The organism is Paraburkholderia sp. BCC1885, from assembly GCF_900996235.1.
In the GTDB taxonomy this organism is placed as follows: Bacteria; Pseudomonadota; Gammaproteobacteria; order Burkholderiales; family Burkholderiaceae; genus Paraburkholderia.
The window spans coordinates 25,928-47,184 of sequence record NZ_CAAJGM010000144.1; the positions used below are offsets into that span (position 1 = coordinate 25,928).

Genomic DNA, 21,257 nt, shown 5'->3' on the forward strand with positions numbered 1-21,257 from the left:
GCTCCCTTCAGCACGCCCCTGCCCGTTGCGCGCATCCTGTGCATCCGCTGCATTCTGTGCATCCCGCCGTGTCTGGTCAGTCATCGCCGTGCTCCCCTGTCTGCCTGGGGACCCGCTTCACCCCATCGACCGTGGTGCCTCCCACCGGCGGTACCCCGTTCACGTCGTAGGCGTCGTTCCACAGCCCCACCACCTCATCGGACAGACGCAGCACGAACCGGCGACCCACTTCGTGCACCACGATCAGGTCGCCCTGCATGTGCCTGTCCACCACGCTCTCCGATCCGTCCTCGGCCACCCGGAAGACCGCGGGAATCCGCCGGTTATCCGGAATGCGGATATACGTAAAGCGACCGTCGTCCCACGCCGTGCCCGGCGTGATGTCATCGGAATGGGGCATGACCTGCATCGAGTACGCCGTGTTGCGGATGAGCGGCGGCGCGTCGAGCCTCGCCTGCACAGCCGCAGCGTCCTGCCGCTGCCGCGCTTCGGTGCCATCGCCCTCGCCGCCTTCGCCGTCCTGATCAGCCGGATAGGTGAAGGTGACCCGGTACATCTCCTGTCTGTTGCCTAACCGGGCCGCGAGAGGCAGCACGACCAGGTCGAAGCTGTAGCTGCGCCGGTCGGTACGGATTTCGAGGTTGGTGTCGTGCGCGGCGAGTTGCGGTTTGAGGTAAACGTCGTGATCGCCGCGCTTCGCCAGCACCTGCCAGCCATCCCGGTCACCGGGCGCCACCACCTCGATATGCTCTTTTGCGTCGAGCACGATGTGCGTGGCAAAACCGCGCTGTGCATCGATCCGGACCACTGCATCGGGCCGGTACAACACCTCGCGCACGCGAGAATCCCTTGACCAGCCAGGCAGATCCCAGCCCAGTGCCGGCGCACAACACACACCGAGCCAGGCACAGTTAAGGCAGACGAGCCACATTGCCGGTTTCATTGCGACCCTCCGCCCGATGTGACGCCCGCCTTCCCCGCGCCGCCCGCGGAAGCAACCGGTGGCGTGTACTCAGGATCGCGGCTGTAGGCCGTCACCCGAAACCCGAGCGGATTGCTGATCGCAACGCTTTCCCGGGTGAACACCGGCGGCCGGTAGGTGTAGGCCAGCGTGATCACGAAACGCACAGGCGGCTCCGCGTTGTCGATCCCGTGCTTGCGGGTCGTGCGCTCGATGTGCACGACGGCGTGGCCAGGTTCATCGGGTGGCAACGTCGTCGACAAGATGCGGATATGTCGCTCCGTATCGGCCCCAAGCTGACGGTCAAGCGCATCGGGCCCGCCATAGATCTGCCGGTAATCCCGTGCGACCGCGTCATCACTCATGGTGAGCACGCTGTCGTAGTCCATCTGCAGCAGCCCCCACACATACCGTTCACGGGACTGGACGTATGCATCGACCCAGTGTCTGTCCTGGATATCGCCCGCGTGAACGTGTTTTGCGTCGAGCACGTCGATCACCTGCGCCTCGCCGGTGAGCCGGTCCACCTCGATCGGCAGCGGCACCACGCGGTAGAACGGCGCCATGATCGCGAGCCCCGCCGCGCACAGCGCCGCCACGACACACGCCACGTACGCAACGTGCCAGGCCCGACGCTCCGAGCGCTCCGTCAGGTCGGTGAGCGAGGCTTCCGTGTCCAGCACGCGGCGATAGTCGCGTGTGGTCGTGTCTGGTTTCATGGCGCGCCCCGGTCCTGCGGGATCACCTGTACCGGCACGGTGTTGACCGGCACGCGGTGCGATCCGTCCGGAAGAACCGGTTTGGGCGGAGTACTCCGGCATGAAACCATAAGCATGACTAATGAAACTGCAAGTACCGTCAAAAGGGATCGGTTCATGACCGTGCTCCTCAGTTACCGAAGGTGACAGGAACCATCTGGTCCTGGGGACGTGCCGTGTTGCCCGCGCGGCTCATCACCAGTTCCTCGTTCTGCTCGGCGATCAGCCTGTCCTCCGCATCAGCCAGCATCCTGAAGAGCTGCAGCTTCGTCATTTCGTTGCCGACAGTCGTGCTCTCCGTCTGGATGCGCGCCTGCAGTTCGGCTACGCCCTTGGGATCCTGCGTCACATCAATCTGCTGCATCAGGCTCTGGATCTGGTTCAGTTCCTGCAATTCCGTCTGGTAGGCCTGCGTGCCGAACGCCTTGTCCTGGAACGGCTTGTTCAGCTGGCGCTGGCAGAGCTGCTGGTCCGTTCCCGTCTGGTCCTCGCAGTTGTAGATTTCGCTCGCCGAGCGCAACGCCTGGGCACTGCCGGTGAGGCCCGCATAGCCGCCGTGCTGGATCGCCGTGTAGACGCTCTGCCAGTTCGACGGCAGCGAATTGGCCACCACCGGGTTGCTCAGCAGCGCACCGAAGCCTCGACTGCCGTTGAGCGAATTGAACAGCTGGATTTCCTGCTGGACCTGCTGCTCCAACTGCACGAGTTGCGAAATCGCCTGCGCGACACTGGCCGCATCGAACACGGGAATGCCCTGGGCGTGAGCGGACTGCGCGAAGAGGGCCGTCCCGGTCATCGCGAGGAGCAAGGTCGTACGGCACAGAATGGATTTCAAGAGTCGCTTCATGACAATCACCTGCCTGTTAGTCACCTACTTGTTAGTCAATTGCCTGCTGGTCATCTGCCTGCTGGTCATCTGCCTGCTGGTCATCTGCCTGTTCATCGTCGGCCCGTTCGTCATGGGCCCTTTTTTCGTCAACCTGCTAGCCGCCGTCCCGGCCGAGGTGATCTCGTGCCGCGCGCTGGTAGGCAGGGATTGATCCCGCTGAACCATTCCCGCCGGAGCGGCCGGACGCGTTATCGATGGCCCCGCCCGGCGGACCGCCACGGCCGCCGCCCGCACCGCGCAAGGCTTTGCCCAGTGAATCGACGAATGAGCGCGACGCGACGCCAGCCACGAACGAACCGAAGCCCGAGAGGGTGGCGCCACCGGCGAGTCCCGATGCCACTGCTGGCAGTTGCCAGCCGACCATCGTGAGAAACACCGCGGTCATGAAGAGACCAAGTGCGGTCGCGATATCCGAGACGCCCTCGAGCGTCGTCTGCACCTGCGTCTCGAGCGCAGCGGCGTTCGTCGCCGGCGATGATCCGGTCACGCCCAGCGTGGTGAGGTCCGCCGAGAAGGCAGTCAGCGCCATTCCGAGAAACGCCGCCACCAGCACCTGCAGCAGTGCATAGTTGGCAACCTTCGCGGTCCACGCCTCAAAGAACTTCGCGCTCGGCGCGAACGCGGCACACGCGATGAAGATCGGACCCAGTCCCAGCACGAGATCGAGCAGCATCCTCGCCATGACGACCTCGACGCCCAGCACGATCAGGAAGATCGCCCCCCCGATCGCCGACACCACGCCACAGATGAGATCCCCGATCGACGCGCCGATCATCGAAAAGCCCACACTCTCGTGCGCCGCCTTCTTGAAATAGGCATCCGCCACCAGCGCCACCTGCTGGTCGTAGCAGTCGAGCGTCTGGTAGATACCGGTATCGCTCCCACCTGCGCTGCCGCCACTCACCGAACTGGCATTGACCGCCCCGCACCCGGGATTGCCCGCACCGTTGCTGGCGGCTGCGTTCTGGATCGTCTGCGCGAGCCCTGTTGTCGCGCCATTCACGGCCGAAATCACCTGGCTCTGGTAAATCCCGCTGCCGAGCGCGAACGCGAGGATCAGCGCGACCTTGAGCCCTCGCCAGGCAAACGCCTGGACCGCTTCGTGCGCTTCGCCGCGAATGACCGCCAGCCCGTACGTGATGATCCAGATCGTCACCGCTGTGGTCACCACGGGCACCAGCGCACTGGACAGCGCCGCGGACGTGCTGGTGACGTACGTCGCGGTGCCGTTCTCGAGAGTCCCGCCAATCGAGGTAAAGAGGCCGCTCATGCTCCGTCTCCCTCGGCTGTCACCACACTCGCCAGGCGCCGCGCGAGACCTTGCCGCACCGCCCTGGTCGCGCTCCGGCGCTCTGCAAGCCGGGCGTGGTAAACCGGCAGCCAGCGCTGTGGAGCATCGCCCGTTTCGGCCCGGATCTCGTCCAGCAGTTCGACGTTATCGGTCGTGCCGGATAGCACATCCAGAACGTCTCCCAGTCCGCCAAGATCCAGCTTGCCGATCGCCGAGCGATGCCCCTGCTTCACCAGGAACATCCGGCTGTTTTCGCCCAGGCTGCGCACGATGCCGAATTCGGCTTCAGTGAGCTTGAAGCCGTGCACGTAGTCGTCGTAGTCCGCACGCGGGTTCGCGAGGAAGAAGAATGTGGCCGTCTGCTCGACCAGCGCACGGGCGATGTCGCTGCCCAGCACGTCTTCGGGCGATTGCGTGTCGAAGATGCCCAGACCGTTCTGCTTGCGGATCGTCTTCTGCTTGTTCTTCGCAAAGTCCGCGAACACCGGGTCGCCCAGGCGCTTCCAGAACTCCGTCATCACATACACGAACCGGCGCCCATCGATGAGGCTTTCGGTCCGGTGCAGCAGATACATCGTGACCGGCGTCGACACCTCGGGATCGTCCAGCAGTTCCGTGTCGTCGAACGCGAAGAGCGACCCCGCATCGAAATCGCAACGGTCGGCCGGATTGTCCAGCACCCATCCGAGCCGGCCGCCCGCACACCATTTCGTAAGACGCGCATAGAGGCTGTTCTCGCCAACATTAGGCAGCAGCTGCCGCACCGTGCTCAGGCGCCGCAACGCCGTCACCATCCGGGCGACTTCGCGTACCGCGCGCGAAATCTCCAGTTCCTCCCTGGCCGACAGGGGAACGCCGATGTCCACGAGCTTGCGCATCAGTCGCTCCCAGAAATCGATATTCGCCGCTGTCGGCTCCATGTGAAATGGATTGAATCCGGTCGGCTCGCCACGCCTGATCTGCGTATAGACGCCACCCATCGCCCGGATCGCGATCTCCGTGCCCCGGTCCTTGTCGAACACGACCGCAGTAATCCCGTACTTCGTCGCCATCGCAAGCAGCAGCATTTCGAGCGCGGTCTTGCCACCGCCCGAGGGCCCGATGATCTGCACGTTGGCAAGCGCCTTCTCGTCGGCCGAATCGACCTTCTCCGACGTCGCATGAAAATTCAGGTACAGCGGCTGGCCGCTTGGCGTCTTGACGATCGTGATTGCCTCGCCCCACGGATTGCCATCGCGTTTGCCCGTGGCAAAGTTGTGCAGGCTCGCCAGTCCGCAGAAGTTGCGCGACGTGAGCTTCGCCTCGCGCGGACGGTAGCGCCAGTTGGCCGGTAGCTGCGCGAACCATGCCGCATCGGCCACGAGATCGATCAGCGCGCTCTGGAATCCCGCGTCGGCGAGCTGGGTGCGCGCCGTTGCGACGTGTTTTCCGACCTGTGCGGCACTGTCGCCCAGGACCGCGAGCGAATAGTGATATTCCCCGAGCACGAAATCGCCGTTCACGAGATCGTTGAGCGCGTGGTCCATCGCCGCGATCTGCGAGCCCGCGACATCCTCCCCCGCGATCAGCTGGTTGCGCTGACGCTCCAGGGCCTCCTTGGCCGACGGCCGGTCGAGAATCGTAAAACTCTGTGTTTCGATATATTCGTAGTCGCCGTAGAGCAACCCGTTAAGCATCCCCGGCTCGGACTCGTCCGGATAATCCTTGATGTCGAGCAGCGCGCCGTGCCGTGTTGCCGAGGGCACCCGGATCTCTACCTTCTCGGCGCCAAAGAACAGACGCGAGGTCGGTAGCGCCTCCCGGATCGGACCGGCAGGCACCGGCACCGGCTCCCACGTGCCATTGACGATAAACCCAAGAAATTCCAGCGCGCGCGAATAACGCACGAGCGCCCGGCCGTTGCTGCGCGCCCGCCCGTACACGCCGAGCACCTCGGGATCGTAGGGCTTGAGCCCCGCGTCGATCTGGTTGCCGAGTTCGGCCATCACCCGCAACGCATCGGCCTGTGCCTGGCGGATTTCCGCGAGCGTGCGCCGTGCCGCCCGGCTGAAGAGCCGCCCGAGCCGGGTCCGGCTGGGGCGGTACACAACCGTGAGATACAGCTCATTGGCCATCATCCGGTAGCCATCGAAACTGCAGTAGTACCGCTCGGCCAGGTCCTGGCAGAACGCATTCTCGTAACGCGTGGTGAACCGGTCCGTCACACGCCGGCGCACGCGGTGCACCCACAGCGCCACATGTCCGCCTTCCAGGCCGCGCACAAGCTGGTTGAAGCCGTTGTGGCGCACCAGGATGTCCACCGGGTCCGTTGCCTCGAACGCGATGCCACCGATCTTCCTGATCGCCACGTAGTCGTCCTCGCGTGTCCGGATGACGGTGTCACTGATATGCGACGAGTAGGGAATGAAATCCGCGACGAACACCTCGCGATTCGCGACCTCCGCGAACTGGGATCTGGCCTGCATGTCACCCTCTCCTCTTGAACCGCACCGGTGCATACGCGTGCGCGCCCCAGAACCGCAGGTTGCGCTGCTGGAGCCTCATGCGAAGCCGCAGCGCGAGTTGCGCAAGACGCTGGTCATCGCGCTTCGTGACCGTACGCATCGTGATGAACACGGGGATCATCAGGAAGAGAATCCCTACACCCAGCGGCGGGCTTGCCAGCAGTGCCCAGATCGCCGGCAGCAGCATGCCCCCGCCAACCAGAAGAAACGCGACGAGGGGGATGCCCCACAGCATCGCGGGTCGCGTACAGCCCTTGAATACCGGGTCCCTCAACGAGTCCTGACGTGGTTCCATGTCGCGCCCCGCTCAGCTCGTGGGAATCAGCATGGCGGCGATGACCGTCGCACAGCCGACAAAGAGGCCACCAATGAACACATTGGCGATGTCGCCGAAGCGGGCGTGCTGGAACATCATCCTGAAGCCTGCCCAGATGATCGCGATCGAGCAGATCACGCCGCCGACGCCGAGCAGCGTGGTCTGGATGGTGGTGAGCAGCGTATTGACCTGGGAGAGCTGCGCGTAAGCGGGCGAAGCTGCCAACAACATCAGCACTGCACCGGTCACAATTCGACCGCGCCGTCCCGGGCCGGCTGTGCCGCGCGCCATCCGCGATGCCGGTCGGTGTTTGCATAATTCGTATCTGATTCGTACGACTGATTTCATCGTCTGCTCCTGTACGGCTATTCCTTACCCTCATCCCGTGATTAGCGCTCAGAACGCCACTGCGCTACTGTCCAGTGGGTCGTGCTCGCCGTCGCCTGGCTGCCCCTCCCGTTTTCTGGCATGTGGGTCTACTTCGCTTCCTGCCCGCTCATCGCCGGTTTGCTCGCCAACCGCCCCCGCCTGCGACGGCATCCCGCCGCCGGCGCCCGCCGCATCCAGCGGCTGAACACGGATCGGCGTCATCGCCGGATCAATCGCGGGTTCGATCGCCGGCACAACCGGTATGGGATGCATTGCTGCGTTATCCACAACGCGCTGCACATAGCCCGTGCGGTAACCGGTCACGAAGTCGCCTGCCGCATAGCAGGAGAAACTTTTACGCAACGCTTCCTGACTGTCAGGCGAGCGCGTGCGCGCCTTCGCGAAGCACCCGGCCAGGATCGCCGCACCCGCGGCGACATTGCGGCAGGGCTCGAATGCGGTTTCCGGGCCCAGCCCGTAACGGCTGAAGTTGGACCGGTTCACCTGCGCCAGACCGACGCTGTAGTTCCAACCCTGGCGCTCAAGTTCATGGACGGTCGCCACCGCCTCGGCAGCGGATGCGGGTTGTCGCACTAGACGCGCTCCGACCACCCCGATTGCGTACGGGTTGAAGCCCGATTCGGTGCGAACGATCGCAGCGAGCGTTACGGGCGCTACCTGGGGCGCGCATTGCTGCGCGAGCATCGTGAAATCGACCGGCACCATCATTGCCCGCCTCCGCCGCCCTCGTTGCTCCGCCGGTACTGCCGCTCGAGGAATTTCCGCGCGGCCTGGGTCGGGTCATAACTCACCTGAGTGCTGCCGGCGCCGTAGTATTCGGTCAGCGTTGAGCTTGCGCCTGGCGCAGCCATGCCCACGTTGCCGCCTGCATCCCACCACACCCTTGTATAGAGCTGGCCGTTGATTTCGACGTTGATCGCGCCGGCCGCGCCACACAGCAGTTCGCTGTCTTCCGGTCCGCCCCAGTGCAGCAGATCCTCGCGGCAATACCCGGCGCTCGCGAACGTGTTCGATGCCGATGTGCCCTGCGACCCTCCAGTGCCGAAGTCGCATGTCGGGAACGCATCTCCATGCCTGAGTGCGCTCCAGAGTCGTTCGATCGGCGGCACGCACTCGCTGTACTGTTCGGGGCCGCCCGGATTTGCCAGGCACAACAGCACCTGGCAGCCCCAGTCGTCCGCGCGTGCCAGCGTCGGCGTGAGAACCGAACACGCTGTCATCAGCGCCAGCGCGAGCACACACTGGCGCGCGACCTGCTGGATGATGTGGATCAGGCCGTTTCCCATGTCAGGCCTCGCTGTCCGTCAATATCAGATCCGAGAGCACCGCAAGTTCCACATCGTGCGCATGCCCATCATCGGACACCACGAACGCGTGACCTCTTGCGAGAGGTCGACGGAAGAGTTGCACAGTGACCTCGCGACCGTCATGCGTGCCACGCAGCAACGGTCTGTCGAGCCGGTCAGGATCAGGACCGCCAGCGGAGCCATCCTCGCGCCCGCCCGCGCCACCTGGCCCGCGCGACGCGGTGGGTCCGGCCCGACGCGTCAGAGCCGTGTTGCGCGCGGCAGCTGACGCTGTCCCTCCTGATTCCGCGGCGTCCGGCGCATCGCCACCCGCTGCCCCGGCGCGGCCCTCGATTTGGGCAGCAAGGTCCGTGATCATCCGTTGCGTGATGTCTCTCGACGAGTCGAGTAGCGCCTGCACCCTGTCGGGGGCGCGCTCGTGCAGCAGGTTCAACCGGTACACCTGCTGCGCACCGGTAATCCGCCCTTCGTGGAACGCGCTGAGCACCGGCGCCGCGGCAGCAAATAACGCCAGGTGCCAGGTCACAAACTCCGGGCGCACGCCAAGTCGCCGTGCGATATCGCTGTTGCGATCACCCGCCGCCCGGCGCCTGCGGATGAATTCCGCGATTTCGACCGGTTTCAGGTCCTCGCGCTGCAGGTTCTCGACGACCTGCGAATACTCGTCGAAGCGCCCCATGTCGGCCTGGATGATCGCGGGAATGGTCGCACTGCCTGCGAGTTTCGACGCGCGATAGCGACGCGCGCCATGAATGATCCGGTGCATTGCACCTCCTGCATTGCTGGGGCGCACGACGATCGGTGTCTGCACGCCTCGCTCGCGAATTGAATCGGCCAGTTGTTCCAGTTCCGGCAGGCCGAAAATCTGCCTCGGCTGGCCAGGATCTTCTTCGACCCTGTCGAGCGGCAACGTAACCACGATCCCGATCTGGTTCGCGGCCAGCGCGCCACGGGGTACGTCGTCGAGCACCGAAAGGTCCAGTGCGGAAAGATCAAGCGCCATGAGTGACCTCGCCTGATGTCTCGTCACGCGCCAGGTCCACCCCCGGCGCGCAGGTCCCGAGCGAAGCGCTCGTCTGCAGGTGCCGTACAATCGCCTCAAAACACGGGCGCACCTCACGCCATGCGTCACGCGCAGCGGTCTTCGTCTTGCCCAGCTCCCAGAGCGGTATGCCTTCGGCCTGCGCTTCGGCAATCGCGGAACGCCGCGGAATCACGAGGAGCCGTTCGGGCGCCGCTGGGTCCCGCACCAGGTATTGCGCGAAATGCGTCGCGACCTCGCGGCCGTTGGCCTGCTGCAGCGGCGTCTGCTCGACCATGTTGGGCAGGATGCCGATGAAGCGCAGCGCCGGATTGAAGCTCGCCTGGATGCGCCGCACGCCGCGCCGGCCATTAATGGTTTCCGTCACGCCCTCCACTGCTTCCTGATTCAGCTGGATCGGGCTCAGCATGAAGTCCGCCACGGACTGCGCATACACGGTACGCAGATCCGATGTCGGTGCACAGTCGATCAGGCACACGTCGAATGAGGGCGCCACGCTCGCGAGAAAGCGCTTCAGGTTCGCGTGATAGCGGCTGAGCGCTTCGGGCTGCTCGACGAGGCGCCGCAGCACGTCGTCGGCCTTCACGAGCGCGAACGCAGCGAGGTCGGCCCCGACATCCGGCGCGTCGTTCATGAACAGCGTCGACGCGGTGACGCCCAGGGCGCTCGCCTTGTGTGCGCGCTCCAGGGACCGGCTGCAGTTCGCCTGGTCATCCAGGTCGATCACCAGAACGCGCCACTGCACGATGAAGTGCAGGTAGTGCGCCAGTTGGCAGAGCAGGGCCGACTTGCCGACACCGCCCTTTTGTGTCGCGATAAGAAGGGTTTTCATAACCGTCGTTTCCATAGGTCCGGACCATTCGGTACCGGGCAGGTAGGGACGGTAAAAAAGAACCCGCGACTGCAGTGATGGCCAGTCGCGGGTTCAACGGGGACTGTACAGGGTCAGTCAAACCACACACACGAAATCCGACGTGCAAAACACAAAGCCCGCCTGCATTGATTGCCAGACGGGCTTGCGACTGCCCTACAGATTCGCACCAGATCTACACCGGTACTTCATGGTCCGCTAACGCGTACTCGGTAGCGTCAAACGCTTTAACCGGATCAGATTGTTGAATTCAGTCTAGAACACATTGATTAGCACTACAACGTATTTTTACTACGGCACTCACGGAAATTCCTGATCATATGCCGCAGCCGTCCTGGGAGTTCCCATCCGGCCTTGAGCATATTGCGGCGTGCCCTCAAGCAGCTTCCTGAGCGCGACCTTCGCTGCCGCGAGTTCAAGCTCAAGGAAGTGTGGTGGATGCCGGCGGATCTTCAGCCGCCGGCAGGCAACCTCCCTGCCCGCTTTCCATACGTAGATCATGATCAGCAGATCCCGATGCCGTGGATCAAGGCGTCGCCACGCCGCCTCGACCCGCTGGGCGTCCTGCGGATCGTACACGCCACGCCGGTCACCTCCCCAGTTACGCAGGCGCTCCTCGAGGGAACGGTGCATCATTGTGTTCATCGCCCATCCCCTGCGAAACGCTGCGACGACGGCTCGCCCGCACACACGCGATACGCCATGGGATCGGTAAGAAACTGCTCTATGTCCGCCACGCGCCAGCCCACCGAACGCACACCCAGTTGCACGGGCGCGGGAAATGTTCCCGCATGCATGCGCCGGTAAATGGACGAGCGGGACAGTCCCGTTTCGCGCTCGACCTGCTTGCGCCGCAGGATCGCAAGCGCCGTGCGTGGAGCGTCGCTCATCGCGCACCTCCGTCAGCTCGCATGGGCGTAGCGCTCGAGCGCAAGCTTGCCGGGGCGCATTCACATTGCGCTATCTGGCAACGCGACGCCGGCCTGCCGGCACTGCGTTGATGTATCTCGTCAGAAGAGGCTTTCATCACCGTCACTTCCTTGTCGGGCCCATTCGGTATCGACGCAAAGCCGGCTGCAAGGACAACGTCACGACAGCTACGCCTGTCAGTTGCAGAAAACAGAAAGCCCGCTTGCATGAACTGCCAAGCGGGCTTTCTGCTATGCCGACGAACGGCACCTGCGCTCTGCATCGATACTTCGTGGGCCGCTAACGCGTACTCGGTAGCGTCGAACGCTTTAACCGGATCAGATTGTTGAGGTCACTCTAGTTCGGGATTCGGGGTACTGCAAGCGCTTTTTTGCGCGCCACGGCGCATACCATTCAAGCCCATTTTCCCTTGACGTCCCATGTGTTCTCACGTGTTCCCATGACATCATCCTGGGTTGAGAATTCTTTTTAACGCAGCTTTCGCTGCGGCCACTTCGAGTTCAAAAAACTGCGCAGGATGCCGCCGGATTTTCAGACGCCGGCACACAACCTCGCGGCCCGCCTTCCACAGGTAGACCATCTGCAGCAGGTCGCGGTGGCGTACATGGAGCCGTCGCCAGGCCGCGTCCACAAGCCCTGCATCGACCGGATCGTAAGACCCGCGTCGTTCGCTTCCCCAGTTACGCAGGCGCTCCTCGATACTCCATACGTGCATGGTTGCGGAGAGCGGCCCGGCCCTGTCCCGGTTCTGTGACGATGTACTCCTGCTCGACTGGGCGTCCCGCTGCTCGATGCCTGTGACGTGGGTCGCCAGGCAACACACGCATAACGGCGCCCGCGCGGGGGGCATTGTGGTATCGACATCTCGATGGTTGACCAGACCCGGGCGCAATGAACCAGCCTGGCCCGGTTCGCGCCGCCGCGTCGCCGACGTCAACGCCTGTTTGAAAGCCGTCATGTAGCACCTCCTGGACTCGTTGAAGGTCTCGACCACATGACCCATTCAAGCCTCGAACCGTCACCGCGGGCAACACCGTCTTACCGCGGGGAGACTCCGTCGAAACAGCACACTGCGACGCTTACCTGCGTCCACTGGAGTGGTCGCGCCGTCGCATTGATCCGACCTGCCTCTGCGGATCCGGCCGAATCAGGGAGGCGATGGCCTGCGCACTTCTCGACGCATCACCATTGCGTTGATGTCTCATGCCCAGACGATCGTCGATGGCGAGCGCAATAAGCGTCGATTTGGGTGGATGTCGCCCGTCGTAGTGCCTGGACACATCACGCATGACATCGAACACACCACATAGTGGATCCGTCATGTACGGCAGGCTAACGTCGACACTGTCCTCTGGCGTCGACAGTGAACTACCGGAAGCACGATGCGTGCGAAGGGTCGCAATCTCGCGCCGCAATTCCTTCATTTCGCTTTCCGCACTCGCCCGCCACGCGCCGTATATGGCAACGGTCAGCGCGATACCCTGTTCAAGCAGTTCGACCTGACGATTGCGCCCCTGCAGCTGTCGGGCTAGCCGCCTTGCCTGCTGCTCAGCCAGTTCCAGGCGGTGTCTGAGGTCCTCGCCTTCCCTATACGTTGCCCCGTCGCGTTGTGTGGTTTCAGCTTGCCATTTCTTTTCTTCGTCAGTCACGGTATTGCTCTCACTCAGGAAGTGCGGGGCGGCCGCGTTGCTCCCTTTCGTGCCGCGCGTGAGCACGATCCTCGTCTGCTGGCGGCCATTTGCCCCGGACTTCGCCGCCAGCTCTTTTGCCACACTGGACCCTGCGGTTCAGTATCGTCTAAAATAGACGAAGTGACTTTTATGTAAACGTATGATATATACCCAGCCGCCTATGTCAATAACCATTGAAGACCGGATTGTCCTGCTGCTGAAAGGGCTTCTGAATAATGTGGAACATTGGCAGGAATTCGATATTCATGCCGCGGAGCCCATCAGATCGCTCTGGACGGCGGTCGACAAATGCGGCCTCGGTGGTCATGGTTTCTGGGAGCGTCTTCACGGATTCACCGGCATTTCCGCCCAGCGCTGGCGCAAGGCGTTCATGCGTCGCCAGCGGGCGACACCTGACATGATCCAGGCAATGGCGCATGCTTTTCCCCAGTATGCATTCTGGATCGCAACTGGCATTACCGATGCCACCAACGGGCACATCGCCCCGGTGAACGTCCAGGTATTTCCGGAGCACCTGCACACCGAAGACCCGACGTCGACCCGGTACTTTCGCAAGGCACTCACCTTGATGCGCCGACTGTGTACGGAAGGGCGAATGGAAACCGGCCATGCAGCGAAGCACATCTGCGCACTGGAGCGCACGCACTCCGCCGATTGCTGGCAGGAAAGCGCGTGGTGCGATGCTGCGTACAGGATCTCCGTCTCCGAGGAATACGCCGGGCTGGAGGTCCTGTGGCGTGAGCGCGAAAAGGCACGGCGCCGGCGTCTCGCCCCGATCGTAGGCAGCGGGCGTGCCGCAGCAGCACGCCCGCGGGCTGCGGGCGCAACACCGCGACGTCCGGTAGCCGCCGTACGCGTCGACCCGCGATCGTCGCATCAGGAACACGGGGATCTGTTTTACCGCCCGCCGGCAAACTGTGACCACACGCGGTTCGCCCTGGACATCCTCAATACCGCCCCCTCCGAACTCTCCGTCAGTGAGATGGCCGCACTCAAGCAATGGCTGCAGGACATGCAGGACGATGACCGGCTCACGTTCACGCAGTATCTGGAATTTCACGGCCTTGACTGCCATGCGGTGACGCCGCCAGCGTCGGGACAGGAACGCTACGCCATGAGCGGACTGACCGACGGTGAAATCCGTCGCTTCGTCAGGCTGGTCCGTTCTTCCCGTCGGACGGCCGCCCGACCGGAGACGGTGGCTGCGCGCCCCTGACGTCTCTGGTGCCCTCGCCGACTCATCCTGAGCGCGAGTCATGCCTCAACCTGGCCAACGGGCTCGCTCGATGCAGCGCATCCGCGTTCCCTAAACAACGGCCGGCGTCGATTATGCTTTCTGACCGGGTCGCGAATGTCTCGTAACATCCAGCTTCCGATCACGATCCATCTTCAAGGGATCGTGTGACGCGAGACGAGGCAGTACGTTCAGGCACTCGGCAACATGGAGCACACGATCCACCATCTCGCTTCGCGGATCGACCCGCCCGAATGGAGGTTGCATTCCGGATCGGTCTACGGTTTCCGCTACGCTGAGCAAGGCGCCATTCAGGCGATCGTGCAAAAGATGGCCAAGGTGGTGAGCGGACTTCCGGGCGGCGCATATCCTCCTCACGCAGGGCTACGCTCAGGAGCGCGCCGCGCCCTGCAGAATGATTGACGAGAGCAGCGAAGACATCACATTCCTGTCGTTGGGCGGTTCACGGCGAAACGGATCTGCACAAAAGGTTTTCGAAGATTTTTATCTGGAAGATTTCGAAGACGCTACGCGTCCCCGCCCAAACCAGGATCAAACGGCCGAACACGCCTCGTGACCGTATCCATGCCTACCGAGCTCGAATCCATCCGCCGGCCCCGATCCCAGTTCGTCCAAAGCTATGCTGCAAGCCATTCACAAAACGTTCCCGGGATTCGTACATGGCGCGTCCCCTCACATCATGGAGACATACGGCGACCCGCGATCGGCGCTTCGATTTCACATGACAGGGATGCTTGGCACACCGCTCTCGCATGGATATGCAGACAGTTACTGAAGTTTATCTGTACCGCGGCATGAGCTCGTTCTGCATGGTCGACCTTGTCCGGAACCGGGGCGGCAGCAAGGTTATTTTGACATCTCCGTCAGGTTTGTGAGACCACAACGCCCCAGTCCTCGGGACGGCTCCTCCCGCCAACGCAAAGCATTAAAAAATCGGCCCACGTGACCCCAATGCCGGTTGACGGACAACGACCGGATTCCTTCACCCCAAAAAAGAGAAGCACTGCTAATCTTCTAGAACCATGGTGCCAAGGGCATCGTCCATGTCGGCGCGCTAATGGCCGTCGGAGAGATGAAACCTGAGATCCACGGCGTGGCTGGAACATCCTGATCCGGTCGACCGGGAAAAGAACCTCCATCTCCTCCAGAAGAAATTTGGCAACCTGGAATCCGGCCGGCCCATCGATCCCTCTCGTAAAGAACGGGTCCTATCGACGACGCGGTCCGCCCATGCAAACTCTGCGAGCATTCGACGTCAGAGATTCATGACCCCCGTTCAGACACAAAGATCTGCGGGTGCGCATGAACGCGCCCGAAGTCCTAGCGGGCCGAGCAAGCTTACAGTGGGTCGACCACGCGATCTGTCGAGCGCATGGTCCGTGATGGGTGGAATGATGGGTGGAAAAAACAAAACCCCCGTAAAACATTGATTTTACGGGGGGTTTTTTCCATCAAATGGCGGAGACGGAGAAACTCGACAATTCGCCAGAGCGGGCAACCCGGCTGATAGCGCAGATTCTCGACTATGAGATAGGGGCAACCAAGGTGAACTGTCCGAGCGACGGAGGGCGCTTTGTGATCTTCACGCTGGCCGCACGAGACGTATATGAAACCTCGCTGAGCACGGTCTCACGTTCGCTCTGACGTACGAGGATGTTCGTCAGGTACTTTTGTGATCCGCTCAAACCTTTTGTCCTGAACACATTGTCCGTGTGATGCCCGAAATATTTCGCCTAGCTTGGACTCGGCTGTTTGCGCACGTTCGCGGGCACCTTAGTCATTCTGGCGCGGCCCCTTATTTAGCGTTCGTCACCAAGGATGCCTCCACCCTCGCGCCCACCGGTTCGTTTGCTCGCGATCCGGTAGCGTACGAGAAATCAAACACACAGTGCGGACCGGTACGCCGCGCGCGATGCCCCTTCATCTTCAACACGGTAGCCACATCGAGACGGGTAGCTACGTGGGTAGCTAGCTGGGAATTTTAAGCACTTACACCATCTTAAGTACATGATATTAAATAGAAAATCACCCTATATTAACTTACCCACACATTAAGTGATCTCACTTCGCCCGGATCCAATCGCGTATTTCGATGAACATCAAGTGCCATATTCGTGGACTAGCCAATAAATCCCACCACGCCTGCCTCAATCGGCCGACGAGATGTCTCGCAAAGGGCTGGATGCCCTGCCCGGACGGTGGTCGGTGGGGGCCGCCCGGCGAAGCGCGAAATCCGTTCCGAAAGAACGTCCGCTTTCGAGAAGGGCGAACGCCTCACCTCGACCCATCCTCGTCCTTCGACTTGGCACGACGTCGACGGCGGGTCGAGGTACAGCGGCCATTCGAGCAGTCGAACCAGGCGGCAGGTTCTCGGCCTGAGTTGCCATTGGGACAGACCGGGTTCTACGTCAGCAATGAGGAGGATATTGGCGGACGAATACCGGCGCGGCAGCGGCTATTCCCGTCTCTCCGTCGAATGCAAGATCACTGAATGCACACCGCATCAAGCCGTGGCTGCAGTGCGGGCGCCAGCGCCAGGACGGCACATCGGCATATGTGGGCGCTGAAGCGCAGATGATCGCGTCAGCATCCGGTCGTGAGAAAAATGACGATTCAACCTCTTCCGCTAGACCAGGCGTTCTCGATCCGACGAACCACTGCATCAGCAAACTCGTGCGTAGACGCAGCTCCTTTCAGGTCGCGCGTACAGATATGGTCCGCGTTCAGTGTTTCAGTGATTGCGCCGCGCAATCGTTGGGCGAGGTCACCTCTGCCGATGTGGTCAAGCATCAGGCCTGACGCAAGGAGCAAGGAGATGGGATTGGCCACGCCCTTGCCTGCGATGTCCGGCGCCGATCCATGCACGGCTTCAAATATCGCAGTGTCATTGCCGTAGTTCGCACCTGGAGCCATGCCCAGTCCGCCGACAAGACCCGCTAACTGGTCCGAGAGAATATCCCCGAACAGATTGGTACAAAGCAGCATATCGAACTGCCACGGGTTCATCACCAACTGCAAGGCACAGGCATCGACGATCATGTCATTCATTTCCACACGGCCAGCGTACTCCCGCGCCACGTCTCTCGCGGCTTCCAGGAACAATCCGGTGAGTGCTTTGAGGATGTTGGCCTTATGGACAACAGTGATCTTCTTTCGTCCGTGCTTCAAGGCGTATTCAAAAGCGAATCTGGTGATTCTCGTGCATGCATCGCGTGTGTTAACACCTGTCGCGACCGCGACTGCTTTCGGATCGTTGCCGACAGGAACATAGTACTCGTGTGCGACATAGAACCCGCCCAGATTCTCGCGTACGAGCACGAGGTCGATCTCGTCGTAGCGACCGGGAACGATGGTACGTACGGGCCTGACGTTGGCAAAAAGCTGGAATTCTTCGCGAAGCCGGACGTTGGAAGAACGGAACCCCTCGCCGATCGGGGTCGTCAATGGACCTTTAAGGGCAAGCCTGTTCCCGCGAACGCTATCGAGTGTCGCGACTGGTAGCGGGTCGCCACTGTGGGTGACCCCGGCGATTCCGGCATGCTGCACGTCCCAAACGAATGGCGACCCTAAGGCGTCAAGAATGTGAACCGTGGCGTCAACCACTTCCGGCCCGATTCCGTCGCCGGGGATCAGCGTTGCGGGAATTTGTTGTCTCGTCGAACTTTCCATGACTCTTCTTCCAGATCTAGATGGCGGCGACCCGCCAGGATGGGTGATGATTGTGGTCACAACTGGCGCGACGGAGTGCGTCCCGGGCATAGATCAGAATCGCTATTTCACTATCGTGGCGCGCACGAATCACGCGAGGTCAATCCGCATGTCTGACCGTGCACATAAGAGTGGCTTCCGCTGCCACCGCGCCCTCCACCTCCGCTCGCGCCATGAACTTCCAGATGCCGCGCATGTGGCGCTGGAACAAGACCATCAGGATGAGTTGGTCACCCGGCTCGACCACGCGCTTGAAGCGCGCATCGTCGATGCCAACGAAAAGATACTGCGCGCAGGCCGGATCGTGCGGCGCCTCCGAGAAGGTTAGCAACGCCGCTGCCTGCGCCAACGCTTCGAGAACCAGCACACCCGGCATCACAGGGCGCTTCGGGAAGTGACCCGTGAAGTACGGCTCGTTGATGGACACGTTCTTCAGCGCCTTGATGCGCCTGTGCGGTTCGAGTTCGAGCACCCTGTCGACGAGCAGCAACGGATAGCGATGTGGCAGCAGCGTGAGAATCCTGTGAATGTCGAGATTGATCTTGTCGGTGCTCATGGTATTTCGTCTCAGGTCGTTCACTGCGTGATGATGCCTGTCGATGCCAGCTCGCGTGGCTGGACAGGCTCAATATTCTCCCTCGGCCAGTCTGAAGGTTGCCTTGCTCCTCCGACGCAGCGGTGTTTCGTGGCCAGCCGTCGATCGCCGCTCGTCGTCCCTATGAGGTCTACGCCTGCATATGAAGCACGCTGCAGGGGCACGTACCTCCCCTGGTTTCTACTCCTCGTCCATGAACGACTTCAATCGTTCAGACCGGGCCGGGTGCCGCAGCTTGCGTAGTGCCTTGGCTTCAATCTGGCGGATCCGCTCGCGCGTCAGGTCAAACTGCTCTCCGAGTTCCTCCAGGGTGTGATCCCTCCCGGTCTCGATACCGAATCGCAGGCGCAGAATCTTTGCTTCACGCGGCGTCAACGTCGCGAGCGCCTCGCTGACGGCATCGCGTATGCTGGCGTGGAGCGCAGCCTCGTGGGGTAAAATGGCAGCGGAGTCCTTGATCAGGTCACCTACGGACGTGTCCTCGTTTTCCCCGACGGGAGCGTCCAGGGAAACCGGCTCCCTGACGATTCGCAGCATTGCCCGAACCTTTTTTTCCTGCATCTCCATCCGCTCGGCCAGCACGGCGGCGTTGGGTTCCCGTCCGGTCTCCTGCAGGATCTGGCGCGAGACCCGTTTCAGTTTGTTAAGCGACTCGATCATGTGGACAGGGACACGGATCGTGCGCGCCTGATCCGCAATCGACCGGGTGACCGCCTGCCGGATCCACCAGGTCGCGTACGTGGAGAACTTGTAGCCACGACGGTATTCAAACTTGTCAACAGCCCGCATCAGGCCGATATTGCCTTCCTGTATCAGATCGAGAAACAGCAGGCCGCGGTTTGTGTACCGCTTGGCGAGCGAGATCACCAGCCGCAGATTCGCCTGGATCATTTCGCCTTTCGCGCGCAGCATTTTTGCTTCGCTCACGGTCATCGCGCGACAGACGTCCCTGAAGTCGTCAAGCGGCAGCACGACCCGTTTCTGCAGGGCAAGCAGTTTTTCCTGCTCCAACCTGATCGCGGGCAGATTTCGTTCCAGGATGTGACTGAACGGTTGCCCTGCTGCGATCAGTTGCTGCGGCCACGCCGCGTTGGTCTCGTTGCCCCGGAAATGCGCGACAAACATGTCGCGAGGCACGCCACACCGGTCAACCGCGATCCGGGCGATTTCGCGCTCGATCGTTCTGACTTCGTCGGCCCACAGCCTCAATGCACCGCACAAACGTTCGATTGTGGGTACAGTGAAGCGGATCGTCATCAGTTCGGTCTCGATCGCCGCCTGTGCGGCGCGATAGCGCCCGGAAGCATAGCCCTCCGTCTCGTAGGCATCCCGCAATTGCTCGAACCAGTCCGCCACCGCCGCAAACTTCGCAAGCGCGTCGCACTTCAGAGTCTCATTGCGCAGACTGGTCGACTCGGCTTCAGCGCCCTCGTCGTCTTCGTCGTCCGGATCCTCGGCGAAGACCGGATCGCCTTCGATGTTTTCCTCCGCAACCGCGGCAATGTCGTCTGTCTTCACTGCAGCCAGGTCGATCATGCCATCGACGAATTCGCCAATGGCCGTTTCACCGCTGGCGACGGCATCAGCGATCGCCAGTATGTCCGCAATCGTTGTCGGGCACGACGATATGGCGCGGATCATTTCGTTGCGGCCCTCTTCGATGCGTCGCGCCAGGGAAATTTCGCCCTGGCGGGTCAGGAGTTCAGTAGCGCCCATCTCGCGCATGTACATACGCACCGGATCAGTGGTACGGCCGAACTCCGCGTCCACGCTCGAGATTGCCGCCACAGCCTCTTCTTCAGCCTGCTCGTCGGACGAAACTGCGACCGCGTCGTGCATCGTCATCGACTCGGCGTCCGGCGCCTGCTCGAATACAGCGATACCCATGTCGCTGAAGGCCCTGATCACGTTCTCGATCGCGTCCGGTTGTGCAAGGTGGTCGGGCAGGCAATCGCTGATCTCTCTACGGGTGACAAACCTACGGTCGCCACCCAGCTTGATCAACGCGCGCAGGCCCGCGCGGTCGTCGTCGACCTCTCCGGAGGACCCGTCGGCTCGTGTGGCACCGGCGGCGCGCGCACGCGCGTTTGCCTTGGTCCAGCGTGAGCGTGCACCCGATGGAGCTGTCCCGACCGCAGCATTGGTGTCCGACGCGCCGTCCGATGTCGTGGAGCTCGCCGATTGCGCTCTGGATGCAGCCACGGCAGCCGTGCGTGAACTGTCCGCAACGTTGGTGTTTTCGGGCACCATGTCCAGTGTCTGCTGCTCCGCAGTCTTGTTCGTCACGCCGTCGCTCCTTTTGCATATGACGTCAGGGTTAGCACGCAACACGCGCCGCAGCCTTATCGAGGTGAATAGCCATTTCAGAGGCGTGCGCCGTGCGCGCGGATCAGCTGAATCAGTTCTGATACTGGAATTCCGTGCCGGACCTCCTGTTCTGGGCCTGTCGCATGATGGTCGCTGAAACGCTCATCGAACTCGACCCGCACGACGGTTCTGCCGTCGGGTGACGCCTGCAAAACAACGTCACGCTGTGCCTGCGCTTCCTCCCCAGAGGTGCTAACGGGGTTCGGTTGCAGGCGCAGGCGGATAACATCGCATGAAGTTGAATCCATCTGGGTTTTCCCTGATCCGTTACTGTAGGTTGTGCCGCCCTGCCGGGCCGCGACAGGTTCATGCGGTGCCGCCAGGTTTGGCGCTCCCCCCCACTTCGCGTGCCGCTGACGTGATAATATCATTATCATTGTCT

Annotated in this window: 22 protein-coding genes; 3 read left to right on the forward strand and 19 right to left on the reverse strand. The window is 62.1% G+C overall.

Annotation, left to right across the window (positions count from 1 at the left end):
* Nucleotides 1-76: 76 nt before the first annotated feature.
* The 3 genes from FQ755_RS14470 to virB5 all read right to left on the reverse strand — a co-directional run bounded on the left by FQ755_RS14470 (nt 77) and on the right by virB5 (nt 2,515).
* Complete coding sequence (locus tag FQ755_RS14470; protein ID WP_144155264.1) at nt 77-943, reverse strand: TrbG/VirB9 family P-type conjugative transfer protein; 867 nt, start codon at nt 941-943, stop codon at nt 77-79.
* Entirely contained in the window at nt 940-1,680 is a 741-nt protein-coding gene (locus FQ755_RS14475; protein WP_144155266.1) for a virB8 family protein, read from the reverse strand. Before FQ755_RS14475 ends, FQ755_RS14470 begins: the two co-directional genes overlap by 4 nt.
* A 169-nt stretch (nt 1,681-1,849) precedes the next feature.
* Nucleotides 1,850-2,515, reverse strand: a complete 666-nt coding sequence (gene virB5 / locus FQ755_RS14480; protein ID WP_260858595.1) for a P-type DNA transfer protein VirB5 — start codon at nt 2,513-2,515, stop codon at nt 1,850-1,852.
* 49 nt (nt 2,516-2,564) lie between these two features.
* On the opposite strand from virB5, the gene FQ755_RS14485 reads away from it, so the two are divergent.
* Complete coding sequence (locus tag FQ755_RS14485; RefSeq protein WP_144155270.1) at nt 2,565-2,759, forward strand: hypothetical protein; 195 nt, start codon at nt 2,565-2,567, stop codon at nt 2,757-2,759.
* On the opposite strand, the gene FQ755_RS14490 is transcribed toward FQ755_RS14485, so the two are convergent.
* The 12 genes from FQ755_RS14490 to FQ755_RS14545 all read right to left on the reverse strand — a co-directional run bounded on the left by FQ755_RS14490 (nt 2,703) and on the right by FQ755_RS14545 (nt 13,031).
* The gene (locus FQ755_RS14490) at nt 2,703-3,878 is read right to left on the reverse strand and encodes a type IV secretion system protein (protein ID WP_144155272.1); all 1,176 of its coding nucleotides are present in this window, start codon (nt 3,876-3,878) and stop codon (nt 2,703-2,705) included. The two genes, FQ755_RS14485 and FQ755_RS14490, sit on opposite strands and share 57 nt — an antisense overlap.
* A complete protein-coding gene (locus tag FQ755_RS14495) occupies nt 3,875-6,364 on the reverse strand; it encodes a VirB4 family type IV secretion/conjugal transfer ATPase (protein ID WP_144155274.1) in 2,490 nt (829 codons plus the stop codon). Before FQ755_RS14495 ends, FQ755_RS14490 begins: the two co-directional genes overlap by 4 nt.
* A 1-nt stretch (nt 6,365) precedes the next feature.
* Complete coding sequence (locus FQ755_RS14500; protein WP_144155276.1) at nt 6,366-6,698, reverse strand: type IV secretion system protein VirB3; 333 nt, start codon at nt 6,696-6,698, stop codon at nt 6,366-6,368.
* A 12-nt stretch (nt 6,699-6,710) separates the two neighbouring features.
* Complete coding sequence (locus FQ755_RS14505; RefSeq protein ID WP_144155278.1) at nt 6,711-7,010, reverse strand: TrbC/VirB2 family protein; 300 nt, start codon at nt 7,008-7,010, stop codon at nt 6,711-6,713.
* A 105-nt stretch (nt 7,011-7,115) separates the two neighbouring features.
* The gene (locus FQ755_RS14510; protein WP_409937513.1) at nt 7,116-7,817 is read right to left on the reverse strand and encodes a lytic transglycosylase domain-containing protein; all 702 of its coding nucleotides are present in this window, start codon (nt 7,815-7,817) and stop codon (nt 7,116-7,118) included.
* Entirely contained in the window at nt 7,814-8,395 is a 582-nt protein-coding gene (locus FQ755_RS14515) for a hypothetical protein (protein ID WP_144155279.1), read from the reverse strand. Before FQ755_RS14515 ends, FQ755_RS14510 begins: the two co-directional genes overlap by 4 nt.
* A gap of 1 nt (nt 8,396) precedes the next feature.
* A complete protein-coding gene (locus tag FQ755_RS14520) occupies nt 8,397-9,419 on the reverse strand; it encodes a ParB/RepB/Spo0J family partition protein (protein ID WP_144155281.1) in 1,023 nt (340 codons plus the stop codon).
* Nucleotides 9,409-10,290 (reverse strand): ParA family protein, encoded by an 882-nt coding sequence (locus tag FQ755_RS14525; RefSeq protein ID WP_186308529.1) that lies wholly within the window; start codon nt 10,288-10,290, stop codon nt 9,409-9,411. Before FQ755_RS14525 ends, FQ755_RS14520 begins: the two co-directional genes overlap by 11 nt.
* 339 nt (nt 10,291-10,629) lie before the next feature.
* The gene (locus FQ755_RS14530) at nt 10,630-10,965 is read right to left on the reverse strand and encodes a hypothetical protein (RefSeq protein WP_260858582.1); all 336 of its coding nucleotides are present in this window, start codon (nt 10,963-10,965) and stop codon (nt 10,630-10,632) included.
* Between the two features lie 5 nt (nt 10,966-10,970).
* Nucleotides 10,971-11,219, reverse strand: coding sequence for a helix-turn-helix transcriptional regulator (locus FQ755_RS14535; RefSeq protein WP_144155284.1), 249 nt, complete (start codon nt 11,217-11,219; stop codon nt 10,971-10,973).
* 485 nt (nt 11,220-11,704) lie between these two features.
* Nucleotides 11,705-12,217 (reverse strand): hypothetical protein, encoded by a 513-nt coding sequence (locus tag FQ755_RS38135; protein ID WP_260858583.1) that lies wholly within the window; start codon nt 12,215-12,217, stop codon nt 11,705-11,707.
* A gap of 121 nt (nt 12,218-12,338) precedes the next feature.
* Nucleotides 12,339-13,031 carry a hypothetical protein gene (locus tag FQ755_RS14545; RefSeq protein ID WP_144155286.1) on the reverse strand — a complete coding sequence of 231 codons (693 nt, stop codon included), beginning with the start codon at nt 13,029-13,031 and terminating at the stop codon, nt 12,339-12,341.
* Between the two features lie 79 nt (nt 13,032-13,110).
* On the opposite strand from FQ755_RS14545, the gene FQ755_RS14550 reads away from it, so the two are divergent.
* The gene (locus FQ755_RS14550; RefSeq protein WP_144155288.1) at nt 13,111-14,166 is read left to right on the forward strand and encodes a hypothetical protein; all 1,056 of its coding nucleotides are present in this window, start codon (nt 13,111-13,113) and stop codon (nt 14,164-14,166) included.
* 225 nt (nt 14,167-14,391) lie between these two features.
* Entirely contained in the window at nt 14,392-14,607 is a 216-nt protein-coding gene (locus FQ755_RS14555; protein ID WP_144155290.1) for a hypothetical protein, read from the forward strand.
* A 2,211-nt stretch (nt 14,608-16,818) separates the two neighbouring features.
* Here the strand turns inward: FQ755_RS14555 and FQ755_RS14560 are convergent.
* The 4 genes from FQ755_RS14560 to FQ755_RS14575 form a co-directional block, all read right to left on the reverse strand.
* Complete coding sequence (locus FQ755_RS14560; protein ID WP_144155292.1) at nt 16,819-17,874, reverse strand: isocitrate/isopropylmalate dehydrogenase family protein; 1,056 nt, start codon at nt 17,872-17,874, stop codon at nt 16,819-16,821.
* Nucleotides 17,875-18,013: 139 nt separating this feature from the next.
* Entirely contained in the window at nt 18,014-18,469 is a 456-nt protein-coding gene (gene fabZ, locus FQ755_RS14565) for a 3-hydroxyacyl-ACP dehydratase FabZ (RefSeq protein ID WP_144155294.1), read from the reverse strand.
* A 219-nt stretch (nt 18,470-18,688) separates the two neighbouring features.
* Nucleotides 18,689-20,794 (reverse strand): RNA polymerase sigma factor RpoD, encoded by a 2,106-nt coding sequence (rpoD, locus tag FQ755_RS14570; RefSeq protein WP_260858584.1) that lies wholly within the window; start codon nt 20,792-20,794, stop codon nt 18,689-18,691.
* Nucleotides 20,795-20,871: 77 nt separating this feature from the next.
* Complete coding sequence (locus FQ755_RS14575) at nt 20,872-21,123, reverse strand: hypothetical protein (protein WP_144155296.1); 252 nt, start codon at nt 21,121-21,123, stop codon at nt 20,872-20,874.
* Nucleotides 21,124-21,257: the final 134 nt, after the last annotated feature.

Coding starts and splice junctions, on each gene's coding strand:
- FQ755_RS14470 (WP_144155264.1), bottom strand. CDS start 943: ATGAAACCGGCAATGTGGCTCGTCTGCCTTAACTGTGCCTGGCTCGGT.
- FQ755_RS14475 (WP_144155266.1), bottom strand. CDS start 1,680: ATGAAACCAGACACGACCACACGCGACTATCGCCGCGTGCTGGACACG.
- virB5 (WP_260858595.1), bottom strand. CDS start 2,515: ATGACCGGGACGGCCCTCTTCGCGCAGTCCGCTCACGCCCAGGGCATT.
- FQ755_RS14485 (WP_144155270.1), top strand. CDS start 2,565: ATGACAATCACCTGCCTGTTAGTCACCTACTTGTTAGTCAATTGCCTG.
- FQ755_RS14490 (WP_144155272.1), bottom strand. CDS start 3,878: ATGAGCGGCCTCTTTACCTCGATTGGCGGGACTCTCGAGAACGGCACC.
- FQ755_RS14495 (WP_144155274.1), bottom strand. CDS start 6,364: ATGCAGGCCAGATCCCAGTTCGCGGAGGTCGCGAATCGCGAGGTGTTC.
- FQ755_RS14500 (WP_144155276.1), bottom strand. CDS start 6,698: ATGGAACCACGTCAGGACTCGTTGAGGGACCCGGTATTCAAGGGCTGT.
- FQ755_RS14505 (WP_144155278.1), bottom strand. CDS start 7,010: ATGGCGCGCGGCACAGCCGGCCCGGGACGGCGCGGTCGAATTGTGACC.
- FQ755_RS14510 (WP_409937513.1), bottom strand. CDS start 7,817: ATGATGGTGCCGGTCGATTTCACGATGCTCGCGCAGCAATGCGCGCCC.
- FQ755_RS14515 (WP_144155279.1), bottom strand. CDS start 8,395: ATGGGAAACGGCCTGATCCACATCATCCAGCAGGTCGCGCGCCAGTGT.
- FQ755_RS14520 (WP_144155281.1), bottom strand. CDS start 9,419: ATGGCGCTTGATCTTTCCGCACTGGACCTTTCGGTGCTCGACGACGTA.
- FQ755_RS14525 (WP_186308529.1), bottom strand. CDS start 10,290: ATGAAAACCCTTCTTATCGCGACACAAAAGGGCGGTGTCGGCAAGTCG.
- FQ755_RS14530 (WP_260858582.1), bottom strand. CDS start 10,965: ATGATGCACCGTTCCCTCGAGGAGCGCCTGCGTAACTGGGGAGGTGAC.
- FQ755_RS14535 (WP_144155284.1), bottom strand. CDS start 11,219: ATGAGCGACGCTCCACGCACGGCGCTTGCGATCCTGCGGCGCAAGCAG.
- FQ755_RS38135 (WP_260858583.1), bottom strand. CDS start 12,217: ATGACGGCTTTCAAACAGGCGTTGACGTCGGCGACGCGGCGGCGCGAA.
- FQ755_RS14550 (WP_144155288.1), top strand. CDS start 13,111: ATGTCAATAACCATTGAAGACCGGATTGTCCTGCTGCTGAAAGGGCTT.
- FQ755_RS14555 (WP_144155290.1), top strand. CDS start 14,392: ATGGAGCACACGATCCACCATCTCGCTTCGCGGATCGACCCGCCCGAA.
- FQ755_RS14560 (WP_144155292.1), bottom strand. CDS start 17,874: ATGGAAAGTTCGACGAGACAACAAATTCCCGCAACGCTGATCCCCGGC.
- fabZ (WP_144155294.1), bottom strand. CDS start 18,469: ATGAGCACCGACAAGATCAATCTCGACATTCACAGGATTCTCACGCTG.
- FQ755_RS14575 (WP_144155296.1), bottom strand. CDS start 21,123: ATGGATTCAACTTCATGCGATGTTATCCGCCTGCGCCTGCAACCGAAC.